12 protein-coding genes are annotated in these 14,151 nt (G+C 28.2%); all 12 read right to left on the bottom strand.

Annotated elements, in window-relative coordinates:
* Positions 1–34 precede the first annotated feature (34 nt).
* A complete protein-coding gene (locus CJ670_RS05320) occupies positions 35–2,179 on the bottom strand; it encodes a polyribonucleotide nucleotidyltransferase (protein ID WP_105939151.1) in 2,145 nt (714 codons plus the stop codon).
* On the bottom strand, positions 2,176–2,841 hold the full coding sequence (locus CJ670_RS05315) for a phosphoribosyltransferase family protein (protein ID WP_105939150.1): 666 nt from the start codon (positions 2,839–2,841) through the stop codon (positions 2,176–2,178). The genes CJ670_RS05320 and CJ670_RS05315 overlap by 4 nt, the downstream gene beginning before the upstream one ends.
* 2 nt (positions 2,842–2,843) lie before the next feature.
* A complete protein-coding gene (locus CJ670_RS05310) occupies positions 2,844–5,000 on the bottom strand; it encodes an LPS-assembly protein LptD (RefSeq protein WP_105939149.1) in 2,157 nt (718 codons plus the stop codon).
* Positions 4,993–5,436 (bottom strand): RDD family protein, encoded by a 444-nt coding sequence (locus tag CJ670_RS05305; RefSeq protein WP_105939148.1) that lies wholly within the window; start codon positions 5,434–5,436, stop codon positions 4,993–4,995. Before CJ670_RS05305 ends, CJ670_RS05310 begins: the two co-directional genes overlap by 8 nt.
* A gap of 1 nt (position 5,437) precedes the next feature.
* Positions 5,438–6,709, bottom strand: coding sequence for a phosphoribosylamine--glycine ligase (gene purD / locus CJ670_RS05300; RefSeq protein WP_105939147.1), 1,272 nt, complete (start codon positions 6,707–6,709; stop codon positions 5,438–5,440).
* Positions 6,710–6,944: 235 nt separating this feature from the next.
* Positions 6,945–7,574, bottom strand: a complete 630-nt coding sequence (locus tag CJ670_RS05295; protein ID WP_105939146.1) for a uroporphyrinogen-III synthase — start codon at positions 7,572–7,574, stop codon at positions 6,945–6,947.
* The gene (locus tag CJ670_RS05290; RefSeq protein ID WP_228154206.1) at positions 7,549–9,111 is read right to left on the bottom strand and encodes a SulP family inorganic anion transporter; all 1,563 of its coding nucleotides are present in this window, start codon (positions 9,109–9,111) and stop codon (positions 7,549–7,551) included. Before CJ670_RS05290 ends, CJ670_RS05295 begins: the two co-directional genes overlap by 26 nt.
* Positions 9,112–9,119: 8 nt before the next feature.
* Complete coding sequence (gene der, locus CJ670_RS05285) at positions 9,120–10,583, bottom strand: ribosome biogenesis GTPase Der (RefSeq protein WP_105911275.1); 1,464 nt, start codon at positions 10,581–10,583, stop codon at positions 9,120–9,122.
* A gap of 80 nt (positions 10,584–10,663) precedes the next feature.
* On the bottom strand, positions 10,664–11,194 hold the full coding sequence (hpf, locus tag CJ670_RS05280) for a ribosome hibernation-promoting factor, HPF/YfiA family (protein ID WP_105911274.1): 531 nt from the start codon (positions 11,192–11,194) through the stop codon (positions 10,664–10,666).
* 141 nt (positions 11,195–11,335) lie between these two features.
* The gene (locus CJ670_RS05275) at positions 11,336–11,839 is read right to left on the bottom strand and encodes a hypothetical protein (RefSeq protein ID WP_228154205.1); all 504 of its coding nucleotides are present in this window, start codon (positions 11,837–11,839) and stop codon (positions 11,336–11,338) included.
* Positions 11,840–11,850: 11 nt separating this feature from the next.
* Positions 11,851–12,156 carry a hypothetical protein gene (locus CJ670_RS05270; protein WP_105939145.1) on the bottom strand — a complete coding sequence of 102 codons (306 nt, stop codon included), beginning with the start codon at positions 12,154–12,156 and terminating at the stop codon, positions 11,851–11,853.
* Entirely contained in the window at positions 12,153–13,724 is a 1,572-nt protein-coding gene (locus CJ670_RS05265) for a PepSY-associated TM helix domain-containing protein (protein ID WP_105939144.1), read from the bottom strand. The genes CJ670_RS05270 and CJ670_RS05265 overlap by 4 nt, the downstream gene beginning before the upstream one ends.
* Positions 13,725–14,151 lie beyond the last annotated feature (427 nt).

Genomic DNA, 14,151 nt, shown 5'->3' with positions numbered 1-14,151 from the left:
AATTTTTCCCATCCTAACACAAAATTAATTAATATTAATTTAAACCTAGTTCTATTTTATCTTTTTGAATTTTTAGAACTTTTACATCTATTTCTTGTCCAACACTTAGAATATCGCTTACTTTTTCTACTCTTTGTTTTGAAATTTTAGATATATGCAAAAGACCTTCTCCTCCTTTTGAAAGAAGAATAAATGCACCAAAATCAACTATTCTTTCAACTTTTCCAGAAACAATTTCATCTACACTATAAAGTTTTTCAAAATCTATTTTTGCTGGTGCTTTATATGCAGTTGAATTATTTACCAAATCTTTTATAAAATCACTTGCTTCTGCTATTTTAGAAGAGTTATCACCACTTACTTTTACAATTCCATTATCTCTATCTAAATCTATGTTTACAGAGTATTTTTCAATAATCTCTTTTATTGTAGCTCCACCTTTTCCAATAATAACCATCATTTTAGAACTATCAACCTCAAACTCTTCAATTTTTGGTAAAGCAGGACTTGAAACAATATCAAGACTTGCTTCTTCCATAATATTCAAAATATGCAACCTACCCTCTTGTGCTTGCAAAAGAGCTTCTTTTAGAACATTTAATTCAATTCCACCAAGTTTTATATCCATTTGTAAAGCTGTAATACCTTTTGAAGTTCCAGCAACTTTAAAATCCATATCTCCATCGTGATCCTCAAGACCCATAATATCTGTTAGAACAGAGTACTTATCACCTTCAACAACCATTCCCATAGCAACACCTGCTACAAGATCTGAAACGGGGATATTTGCAGCTTTAAGCGCTAGTGAACCACCACAAACAGTTGCCATAGAAGAAGAACCATTTGATTCTAAAATTTCTGAAACTATTCTAAAAGTATCTTTGAAGTTTTTATTTATTGTAGATTCTAGTGCTTTTTTTGCTAGATTTCCATGACCTAATTCTCTTCTTCCTACATTAAAAATTGGTTTTGCTTCACCAACACTAAATCCAGGAAAATTATAATGAACCATAAGATTTTCCATAGATGTTGATTTGTCTGTTAAAATCTCATACATTTGTCCATCTTTTGCTCCAGCAATAGTTCCTACAACTAAAGCCTGAGTCTCACCTCTAGTAAAAAGGCAAGAAGAGTGAGCCGATGGTAAAATATTTGTTTCAATACTTATTGGTCGTACATCTTTAAGCCTTCTTCCATCTGCTCTAATTTTTTCATTTACTATCATAGCTCGAACTAATTCTTTTTTTACAATATTAACAGCTTCAAAAATTGTTTTAAATTCAAATTCATTTGTAGTGCAATAATCATTTTTTACGATACTTTTTGCTAATTCTTTTAACTCAACTGCTCTTTCACTTTTTGCAAGTTTTTTGATAGCATCTTGTATATCATTTGCAAAATTATCTCTTACATAATCAATAACTTCTTTTTCTATTGCAAATTCAACTAATTCTACATTAGCTTTTATTTTACAAGCTTTCTCAAAATTTATCTCATAAGCTATATTTGATTTTTTTAGAGCTTCTTGAGCAAAAGCTATTGCTTCTATTAAAGCTTCTTCTTCCATTTCATTTGTAAAGTGTTTAGAATCATTTAAAGATGAAATTGTTTTCATCTCAATCATAAGCAATTCATCTTTTGAACCAGCTATATATAAATCTAAAGTAGAATTTTCTAAGTCTTCTTTTGTTGGATTTATTACAAGTTTATTATCAATTTTTCCAACTCTTACACCGCAAACAGATTTTTTAATAGGTAAATTTGAAGTGTAAAGTGCTGCATTTGCTGCATTTAGTGCCAATATTTGTAAATCTACATTTTTATCAGCACTTACAACCATTACAGTTATTGTTGTTGGATATACAAAACCTTTTGGAAAAAGTGGTCTTAAGCTTCTATCTATTACTCTTGAAGTTAATGTTTCAAAATCGCTAGGTTTTCCTTCTCTTTTGATAAATCCACCAGGAAGTTTTGCTGAAGCATATGTTTTTTCAATGTACTGAACAGTAAGTGGAGTAAAATCTTCACTTACAGGATTATCAAACTCACTAGCAACTGCTGCTATTACAACTGCATTACCCATTTTTGCCAATACTGCACCATTTGCTTGTTTAGCAATTTTATTAAACTCAAAAATCTCTTTTTGTTGATTTAGCTCTAATTCACATTTTATTATCATTCTTTTTCTTTTCCTTCATTTTTAATTCTATTTATATCTTCATAAGTTAGCTCTTCTAATGTTTCATAATAATACTCTGCCTCAATAAAATGATCAAGACTTTTTATATAGTATAAATCATCTGTAATACTGTCGATTGCTTTTATGCTAGCAGTAGATAGTATTGGAGTTGCTACACTTATAGATTTTACTTTTTGATTTATAATAGTTTTTATACAAGCCATCATAACTAAACCAACATTTATATCTTCATCTACAATTAAAACATTTTTAAAAGCTAGATTTTGAAATTTCTCACCATTTCTAAATCTATAAGCCACTGGTTTTATTTTCTCTTTATATATCTCTTTTGACATAGTATAAATTGAATCAAGATTTATATCAAAAGCTTTAACCAACTCTTCATGTATTAAAACTTCTTCTAGTTCCGTTACAACTGCTATTTCACACTCATCATTTTGTGGTGCATAAATTTTTTCATTAAACATAATATCAAACTCTGCATCTAAACTATCTGCTACTATTTTTGCAATTTCAAAACCACCATATGAACAAGCAATTACCGTCCACTCTTCAAGCTTCATGCTATCTATTGGTAATATTTCCAGTAGTTTATAAGCTGCTTCTTCTCTATTTTTGAAATATATTTTATCTTTACTCATTATTACTTATCGCTATCTTTAACTATAGATTTTTGTCTTATTCCACCAATTGGTTTTAGCATTAAAACGGCATATACAATAGTTTGTTCATGACTATCATAACTTCTTGTACTTTCAACATATCTGCTTCTAGGAGTTATCTCTTTTTCAAGTAATAAATCTAAATTCCAACAACTATCATCTATATTCAACCCTATTCCTTGTCTATTTCTTGTCTTTTCTTGTAAATCATAGTTTTCGTAATATTTTATAGAGTAATCTTTAGCCAGTTTATAAGAAGTTGATAATCTATATGATTCTAAATCATCTCTTGTATTAAACTCATTATTCGTTTTTTTAGTATAATAATAATAACCCGCACTAAAAGTTAAATTTTCATAACTTAATGAGTTATCAAAACTTCCTTCAACAACTTTGTTATCATCCATATTATAAACAACTTTTCCAGATAATGAACCATAATCATGATTTATCTTTACATAGTTATCTAAATCTTGGAATTTTGGTTCATCGAAACTATTATATAAAATAGATTGTGACATTTTATGATTTATAAACTGTTTTAAATTATCTTTATCATAAATTGATTGGTTTAAAGATAATTTTATTGTTTTTTGTTCTTGCAAAGTTGGAAAAACACTTAATTCATTATATTTTAGTGGTTGATTCTCTTTTACTGTTATATTGTACAAATCTCCATCTTTTCTTAAATTTTCAGGAATATCATAACTAGCGTTTAAGTTTAAAGTATGAATATAGTCACTATATGGTTTTAATAGGTCTGTTCCAACAATAAAAGAGGTCCTATTTTGTATTAAAGTTCCATCCTCGTATCTTAAATTATTATATAAAGAGTTACTGTAATCATATTGAGTTAAAATAGTTCTATTTTCAACTCCTACATACATATAGTCATCTAAAATATTTTTTGTATAACTAATAGGAACATTTATATCATAGATTTTTGCGTTTAAGCCCTCTTTTCTTGTGAAATTTTGTGCTTTTGTATCTATAGAGTATATAAGGTTTTCTAAAAACAGCTCTTTATTGTAGGAGTGAAGCTGAATTTGTGGTAACTCTTGTAAAGTATTATCATTTGTTTTTTGTGAAGCATCTACATAGTATTTTCCATAAACTCCACCATAATATTCAGGTGTATTATAAAAATAGTTTACTTTAGATTCTACTTTTTTATCAGTTCCTAAATTGTCATCTTCTTCTTTTAATGTTATATATTCAATATCATTTAAATATCTAACAGAAGTAAAAACTCCATCTTGATGCTCTTTTTTTGTTGCGAAAATATTTTTTCTCTCATAATCAATATCTAAACCATAATGTTCACTATTCTCAAGTTTTTCTTCTTTTCTGTAGTTATCAAACTCTTTGAAATATCCTGTTTTTACATTAAGCATACTATCAGGACTATCAGCATATCTAAAATTTGCGTAGCTTCCATATCCTCTTTGTGTTCTAATTTGTGGAATTAGCTCTATGTCATAGTTATCAGCAGGAGCTATAAATATTGGTTGTGAATATAAAAAACCTTCACTACTTGAATATCCCATAGTTGGAAGCAAAAGTCCTGTTCGTCTAGTTGTATCTGTTGGAAAACCAAAATATGGAAGATAAAAAACAGGTACATTTTTTACATAAAGTCTAGGGTTGTAAGTATTCATCCACATAGCTTCAGTATCATAATCACTGCTTGATGACCTAATACTCCAAACTGGATCAATACAATCACAAGAAGATAAAATAGAGTTTTCAAGAGTTATTACATCTTTATCTTTATTTGCTTCTTTTGAGTTTGACCAAATATTTGAAGTATTATCCATTAGAAATACTGGGTCTTGATTTATAATATCATTCTTCATATCTACATAAGCGTAGTTACTTTGAGTTTGGATTTTATTATCTTTGATAATTAAAACATTATCAAAAAGTTCTAAAATCTCTTTGTCTTTATCATAAACCATTTTATCGGAACTTAAATAATATGTTGGAGAGTATGCAACAACATCACCAATTGCAGTTATAATATTATTTTTAGTATCAACATCTTTTGCAACAAGTTGCAACTTTTCCATATCTAACTCTTGTGCATTTACTTGAATTAAAAATGAAGCTAAAGCTAATGAAACAACTATTTTATGCATTTACTACCAACGTTTTACCAGTAAAATCATGAAAAGTTCTTCTACCTTCAGTAAAAAATCCTATTAAAAATCCTATATAAAAAAACATTTCAGATATAACTCTTCCTAAGCTTCTTAAAAAAGATGAAAAAAAGCTAACTCTTTCCCAAGAATTAGCATCTATTACTCTAATCTTTACTATTTTTTTACCTAAAGTTTGCCCATAATACCAAATAAAAAAAGTATGATATACAAGCTTTAATACTATTAAAGGCACTACAAAAGTTGTTTGCATTAGGTTTATTAAAGCCTCTTGATTGTCACTTACAGCAACTATACTATTCCAATAAATAAGACAGATTAATAAAGTTACGATTAAATCATCAATAACAAAAGCCAATGCCCTACTTCTAAGAGTTGCTAATTGTAAGTTTGAGTTACTATTTTGCTCTTGCATTTTAGTTCTTTAAAGCTTGGTATGCAATATCATTTCTAAATTTCTTTCCATCAAAATGAACTTCAGAAGATAATAAATAAGCTCTATCTCTTGCTTCTTTTATACTCTTTCCAACTCCGACACAAACCAAAACTCTTCCTCCTGTTGCCAAAAGTTTTCCATCTTTTTCTTCAACTCCAGCAAATGATATATGAGAGTTATCAAGTAAATCTTTATCTACAATATTATCAATAGTTATAATAGAGTGAGCACTAGCACTATATGGATAGTTTTCACTAGCCATTACAACTCCAACAGCAAATTCATTTTTTATTACTATATCAAGTTTATCAAGCTGTTTTGTTGCTCCATAGTAGAATAATTCAGAAACTTTTGACTCAATTAAAGGCATTAAAATTTCACACTCAGGATCCCCAAATCTAACATTATATTCCAAAACTATTGGTTCACCTTTTACAACCATAACTCCAATAAATAAAACACCCTCAAAAGGAGCATTTTCTTCTTGCATTCCTTTTAGGGTAGGCTTAATTACTCTATCTTCAAGTTTTTTATAAATCTCATCATTTATAAGTGGAGTTGGAGCGTAAGCACCCATTCCACCAGTATTTGGTCCTGTATCACCATCACCTACTCTTTTATGGTCTTGAGCGGCTGGAAGTATTTTGTAATTTTCACCATCACAAATTGCAAAAACTGAAAGCTCATAACCATCTAAAAACTCTTCAACGATAACTTTTTCACCAGCTTCTCCAAAACTACTTCCATTTAACATATCATCAACTGTTTTTTTAGCTTCTTCTTTGCTTTGAGCTATTATTACACCTTTTCCGCCACAAAGACCATCTGCTTTTACAACTATTGGAAGATTTTTCATATTATCTATAAAACTATAAGCATCTTGCTTATTTGATGTTTCAATAAATGCTGCTGTTGGTATATTATATTTTTTTAATATATTTTTCATATAAGCTTTTGAACCTTCAAGCTGAGCTGCTTCTTTTGAAGGTCCAAAAATAGTTAATTCGTATTTTTTAAATATATCAACAACACCATCTACAAGTGGACCTTCTGGTCCAACAATTGTTAAATCTATACTATTTTCTTTTGCAAAAATTGCTAGTTTTTCATAATCTGTAATATTAATATTTTTTCCTAAATTAGAAGTTGCACCATTTCCTGGCATAAAGTATAAATTGTGAGATTTTTCATTTTTTAGTGCAAGTCCAATAGAGTACTCTCTACCGCCACTTCCAAGTATTAATATATTCATTATTTTTCCCTTTAATTTTTAAAATCCAAGTAGCCGATAACCATAAAGGTGGCCCTAAAAGCCAAGTAAATATACAAGAGAAATACTTTAGGAGCAAAAACCAAAGGAGATGCTGCACACAGTATAAACTACAAATTTGTATAAAATAAAATATTATCGGACCCGCAAGTAATGGAAATCCCGTACTACTTAGAATTGATAATTTTATCTAAAAAAATTTAAAATTGTGATTAAACTAATCTTTAAGAGCTAGTTTAACACACTCCTCAACACTAGTAATAGAACTTATTTCACACTTTATATTTTTTGGAAGATATAAAGCTGTTGTTTTGCCTATAGCTATTGCCTTAAAGCTATCTTCCCAGCTATATTTTTGAAAAAAGCACTCAACACTAGATGGAGAGGTGAAAATAATTGTAGAGTTTTTATCTAAAGATTTTCTTTCTTTTTTATTACAAGATGTTTTGTATGCAATTATTTCATCTATATTTATACCGTTTTCTTTTAAAATATTTGTGAGATTTGATACGGTTTTTAATGCTCTTACATATAGAGTTTTTTTATCTTTTAAATATGGGATTAGTTCATTTGCAAAATCATTTCCATGACCACTAAATCCAATAAAAGCTATATTTGCACCAACTTTTTTTGCAATATCTGCTGTTTTTGGAGCTATTACATAAGATGGAATGTTTTTCCAATTTATACCATTTTCTTCTAGTGAAAAAATACCATTTTTTGATGTAAAGACTAAGGCATCATATTTTTTTAAATCTAAATCAAATTTTAAATACTCTATCTCAAAAACTTCAAGATTTTCTACTCCATCAAATTTTTGCTCATTTAGTAGATATATTTTGCTCATTTTTCAACTCTTCTTTTATATGTATTTTTGCATGTTCTAGGATTCTGTATATCTTTATTGTATTAAAAATTTTACCTATTTTCAACAATCTTCTTTTGTGAGTATACTTTATAACCAAAATAATCTCAATATTTTTTTCTTGATATTTTTCTATAATATCTTCAAGTTTGAATATAGCAGACATATCTAAATAACTAACTTCTGTACAATCAATTACTATTTTTTCACTTTTAGCTTTGTTTATAACTCTCTCAAGAAGTATTGCTGTAGCAAAAAATAAAGCACCTTTTACTTTTATAATATCTATATTTTCATCAACTATTAAAACTCTATGATGTTTCATTTTGATATTTTTTGATATTTGATAAACAGCCATAAATGATGAGATAAAAACTCCAGCCGCAACTGCTATTATTAAATCTACAAAAACTGTTAATAAAAATACAGTTATCATAATAATTAAATCGTCTTTTGTTACTTTTTGTATGATTTGTAAAAATCTATAATCTAAAATATCAAAACCAACTTTTATAAGAATTCCAGCAAGAAGTGCCAAGGGAATTTTTGAAGCAATTGGAGCTAAAAATAGAGCTATGATAAGTAATACAATTGCATGAGTAACTCCAGAGATTCTAGTTGTTGCTCCATTTTTCATATTAACAACTGTTCTCATAGTTGCACCTGCTCCTGGAATTGCACCAAAAAATGAGCACATAGTATTTCCAATACCTTGAGCGATTAATTCTCTTTTTGAATTATGATTTGTTTTTAGTTTTGAATCAACCAAAACAGATGTTAATTGAGTATCAACAGAACCTAAAAGTGCCAAAGTAATAGCAAAAGTAAGAATACTGCTTAAATCTAAAATATTAAAAGATGGGAAAATAAAATCTGGTAACTGAGATGGAATTTCACTTATTGTTGGAATATTTAAGTTTAATATCGTAGCTAAAATAGTTACAAAAAATAGAGCCACTAAAGCTGCTGGAACTATTTTTGTAATACTTTTTGGAGTTAAAAACATTATTAAAATTGTAATTAAACCAACAAAAAGTGCTTCGTAATTTGTATTTTTAAATGTTTCAAAAAGATGAGTAACTATATAAACAATTGAACTATTTGTATTAGCCCCAAAAAGTGGATTTATTTGTAAAATTATAATAATAACACCTATTCCACACATAAAACCAGAAATAATTGGATATGGAATAAAATTTATCCATTTTCCTAAATCTACAATTCCAAAAGATATTTGAATAATTCCAGTAAAAAATACAATTGCCATAACAGTTGAAAAATCATTTGGAAAAGTAGCAATTGCAGCTGCTGTTACTACAGTCATCGGACCAGTTGGTCCTGAAACTTGAACAGAAACGCCACCTAAAAGAGCAGCAATAAAACCTAATATAATAGCTCCATAAAGTCCTGCAATAGCCCCTGCTCCACTTACAACTCCAAAAGCCAAAGCCAAAGGAAGTGCAACTACAGCAACAGTAATACCAGCTAAAATATCATTTTTTACAGTTTTAATTGTCAAAAAAATTCCTATCTTTCTAGATACTCTTCATCACCCATTTTATCATTTTTACCACGAGCAATAACATGAATTGGTGTTCCTTCAAAATTAAACTTCTCTCTTAAAAAGTTAATCAAATATCTTTTATATGAGTAGTGTAAAAGTTGTGGTTTATTCATAACTAAAGCAATTCTTGGTGGTCTTGAGCTAAATTGTGTAGAGTAATAAATTCTTAAATATGCTCCATTTGGACTTGGAAGAGAGTGTCTAATTACCGCCTCTTCTATTACTTTGTTTAGTTGTGAAGTTGGAATTCTTTGTGTATAGTTTTCAAAAATCTCTATAATTTTATCTTTTAATCTATCTACACTTCTTCCTGTTTTTGCTGAAACTGCTATGATTGGAGCATAAGATAAAAATCTAAATCTTCTTCTTACTTCTTCTTCCATTTTTTGAAATGTATCCATATTTTCATCCCATTTATTTAAAACAATAATTGTTCCAAGACCATATTCATCAACTAATCCAGCAATTTTTTCATCTAAATCTGTAAGCTCTCTTGAAGCATCAAGAATAACCAAAGCAACATTTGCTTTTTCTAGCATCTCTTTTGTTCGCATTAAGGCAAATTTTTCTATACCTTCAATACTTCCTCTTCTTCTAAGTCCAGCTGTATCAACAAAAGTTATCTCTTTGTCTTTGTAAGAGAAAGTTTCATCAACAGGATCTATAGTTGTTCCAGCAATACTTGAAACAACTGATCTTTCCATTCCCACAAGAGAGTTCAAAATAGATGATTTTCCAACATTAACTCGACCAATAATTGCAACATTTATAGAAGTATCATCAATAATAAGTTCTTCTTCTATTTTTTCTAATCCCTCAGCAGAAAAATCCTCTTCATCATCAAAGTCTTCTTCAAAAAACTCACCTTCTAGCTCTTTTCTTCTTTTTTCTTCTTCCATTCTTGCAACTGTTTCAGGATTTTCTGGAAGATGTTTATAAATCCACTCATAAAGTGTTTTTGTACCACGATTGTGAGAAACTGATATTCCAAAAAGGTTTTCTTCTCCTATTCCAAATTCAAAAAATTCCCAAAGTCGCTCTAGCTCTTTATCATTGTCAATTTTATTTACAATCAAGGCAAGCTCTTTACCTAATCTTTGAAGCTCATAAAATAGTTCCTTATCTTTATCATCGGGGATCTTTTTTCCATCTACAATAAAAAGTATTATATCAGCCTCTTTTGCAGTTTTTACAGCCTTCTTTTTTACATTTGAAAAAATTTCATCATTTGTATCATCAATTCCTCCTGTATCAAGAATCAATGCACTTCTATCAATAATCTCTATCTCATGTCTTCTTACATCTCTTGTTGTTCCAGAAACATCTGATACAATAGCTATTCTTTTATTTGCTATTCTGTTAAAAAGCGATGATTTTCCAACATTTGGTTGCCCTATTAGTGCAATTTTTTTTAAGTTTTTTTCCATAAATTTTATCTAATCCTATTTTTATAAATTAAAAAAGGTACTAGCAAAAGCTAATACCTTTTTGTATACTTTTTTCTGTATTAATAAAGTCCAAATTTTCCAGCAGCATTTGCCTTGTAAAGAACTCTCATATTGTCATCTTTGTCATAAAAAACTTTAAACAAAGCAGTTGAATTTTTCAACTCTTCTAAAGCTTCTTCAATATCTATTGGCTTATAAGAAGTTAATCTTTGAGGTATAATCTCATCTTCAAACTTTTCAAGCTCTTTTGCTATACCATCTTCTACTTCTATAGCTTCGCTAAATTTTGTTGCTTTATGAGCAGTTATTTTATCATTGTGTCTTCTTAAAACTTTTGCAACTCTATCTGTTGCAATATCAATTGCAGTATATAAATCTTTATCTTTTTGTTTAATAACAACTGTATCTATATTTGCAATATTTAAAGAGAACTCAAAAGTAAAACCTTTTGCTTTTTCATCTCCAACAATCGTAGAAGTAACTGAAATAATATCCAAGTTATATTTTTTAAATGTATCTATTGAACTATTTATATAATCTTTTATTGCGTCCGTAAGTTTTATATGTCTTCCTACTATACTTGTATTCATAATTACTCCTTGAAATAAAATATCTTTATTCTAGCATAAAAATTCTTTTATTGGGTGAGAATTTGAAATAAAATGTTATTTGAAGGTATGTTTTAAAAGGATTTAATAAAAATATATAACTTAAGAGTATAAAAAGAGAGATTAACCCTCTTTTACTTTTTCTAATATTTTATTTGTATTTCTATTGCTAAAATAAATTGCAAATAAAAATAAAATTAAACATAAAGAGAAGAAAAGAATAGTTAAATTATCCCACTCATCTTCATTATGAGTCTCTTTTGATAGTTTTGCTAAAACTTCATCTGCTGTTAATTGATGTTGTTTATCAAATCCCTGAATTGGAGCAATACCAACTTTTGTTAAAACTTCAAAAGAAGTATCAAGAACAACTTGATAAGGTTCTTTTGGAATATCAATTGTAATTTTACTCTCTTTTGGAAATCTATCTTTAAAAAGTATATCTCCACTTATTAAAGATTCAACTTTGATTAAAGCTCCTGCTAAACCTTGATTATGTTCTTCATCACCTACTATTGTAATAGTATTATTTTTATTATCAATTATCTCTAGTGTAAGTTCATCATGAGCGTATAAAGAGCTAACAGCAAATATTGTAATTAAAAATATAAATATCTTTTTTATCATTTTTTCTATCCTTAAATATTGTAAAGTATTATTAAAAGTATTCCAAATATTAAACTTGGAACAACACATCTTAAAAGCGCTATATATTTTGTTTTAGATAAACTAATCCACAAAGCAATAATTGCCCAAGTTAAAGTATTTAGTAAAAGTGAAACTATTATAGATTCACCAGCAGTTCCTGGAATAATAAATACTAAAAAAGTCATACTTAAATATGCAACAATTAATCCACCAAAAATAGAACAAATAGTTCTAAATAATCCTATTTTTGTGCCACTATTTTCTGCAACTTTGAGTTTATTGAGATACTTTGTCATTTAACACCTCTTTTTGTCCAAAACTCTTGAATCTTTTCTTTATTTGTTGGTAATTTATAAGCAACAAAAAGTAAAATTACTCCAAATATAAATAATCCAATATCAACACCTAGTATAGAATACATTTCACCTACATATAAAGATATTGGATTAAACCCACTATTTATAAAATGTATTATTGGACTTAAAATAAATAAAATTCCACCAAGATATAAAAATTCTTTAGCTGTTTTGTAGGAGTTTAGTTGATAGAAGCTATAAGCTAAAGTAGCTATCCAAAGAGTTGCAAATAAACCTTTTTGAATTAATACTCTATTTTCCATATCAAAAGGAAGTAACCATTGTAAAACAAATAAAAGTCCAGTTGCAGGAATAACTCCAATCATAACTGCTAAAGATAGTTTTCCAAATCCTTGATAAGTTGGAGTATTATTTGGTAATTTTCTTGCTTTCTTCTCTAAACATAACAGATTACCAAAACCTATTGCTAATGTAGATAAAGTCATAAGAAAAAGTATAAAGAATCTTGTAAATGTATCTACTCCAAATAAAAAGTGTAAAAAGAAAATACTATCATAAAATAATCCACTCCAGTGTTTATCCATAACTTTTTGTTGGTGTATTAAGCTTCCATCAACTCCGCTTAGAGTTACAAAAGGTTTATTTGAAATACCATTTAAAAATGGCATATATGGATTATATCCTTCAAATTTTGCTATTGCACTACTATCATTCCAATTTATAATTCTTACTCTTTGAAAATCTATTTGAGGTGCTATCTCTTTTGCTTTTATAAGTAATTCATTTATAGGAAGCATAACTATACTATCATTTCGTAAATCAAGTCGTGGTTGCTTAGGAAATAAGATAGGTCCAGTTAAATCTCCTATTTCATGAGTATTACCTTTTGAAGCAATATATGTCATAGGAGCTGAACCGCTATATCCTATATTCATCAATGCACCTGTTAGAGTGATAATGATAAAAGGTGCAAATGTCCATATAAATATCTTTCTATGCCACTTTGAAAACTTACTTGTAGCATTTTTACCACTATTTGTATATTTTATTTTTAGGACTAGATAAACTCCTCCTATAACCAAAAACATAATTCCAACAGCCATAAATCCAAAAGTATATATTCCAACATCTTTTAGTGGTCTTCCATAGTGCATAGAGTTTAAAAACCATGCTAATTCTGATAAATCACCTTCATTTTCAACTTCTAGTGAAGTATTTGGATTAAAAACTTTTGTTTTTACAAAATCTGTTCTTATTTTTAAAGCAGGATCTTCCATATATCCAGGAAATGATATTGTTATTGGATTTACCTTTGGATAGTCTGGATCTGCCAAAATGGGATCTATCATAGCTCCATAATTTATAGTTGTAATATCAGCCATTTTAAAATGTCTTGATGGCTTCTCCCAAACTTGAATATATGGGAGTATAATAGCAAATATTCCAAAAAATACAGCTATATACATAAGTAAAGAAAAACTTACTCCTGTTGACACATGTACTCTTTGGAGTCTTTGTTTAAAAATTTTGTCTTCTTCTTTTTTCATATCTTATCTTCTTTTTATTTATTATTTTTAATAATTTTGTTCTCAATATTTATTATTGAGAACAAAAAGATAGCTTAATTTATTAAAACTCCATTTTCATAGAAAATGCAATATTTGTTGGTTCTCCAAAAGATGTTGAACTTCTCCAATATTTTTTACCTGTCAAATTTGTAGCATTAACTATAAATGTTGTTGGGAATTTATCAAGTTTTGTTTTATATCTAACTCCACCATCATAAACTGTATAAGATGGGATAACATCTGTATTTGCACCATCTCTATATGGAATGACCCCGAAAATATAGACACAAATTAATTCAGTTAATTAAAATAACAATTTAGAGAAAATTGTAAATAATTGAAGGAATTAAAAATGGCAAGAAGAGAATATAGTGAAGAGTTTAGAAGAGATGCTGTAAAACAAGTT

It is taken from the genome of Arcobacter cryaerophilus gv. crypticus (assembly GCF_002993025.1).
Taxonomy (GTDB): domain Bacteria; phylum Campylobacterota; class Campylobacteria; order Campylobacterales; family Arcobacteraceae; genus Aliarcobacter; species Aliarcobacter cryaerophilus_B.
This window is presented reverse-complemented; position numbering and strand designations above follow the sequence as displayed.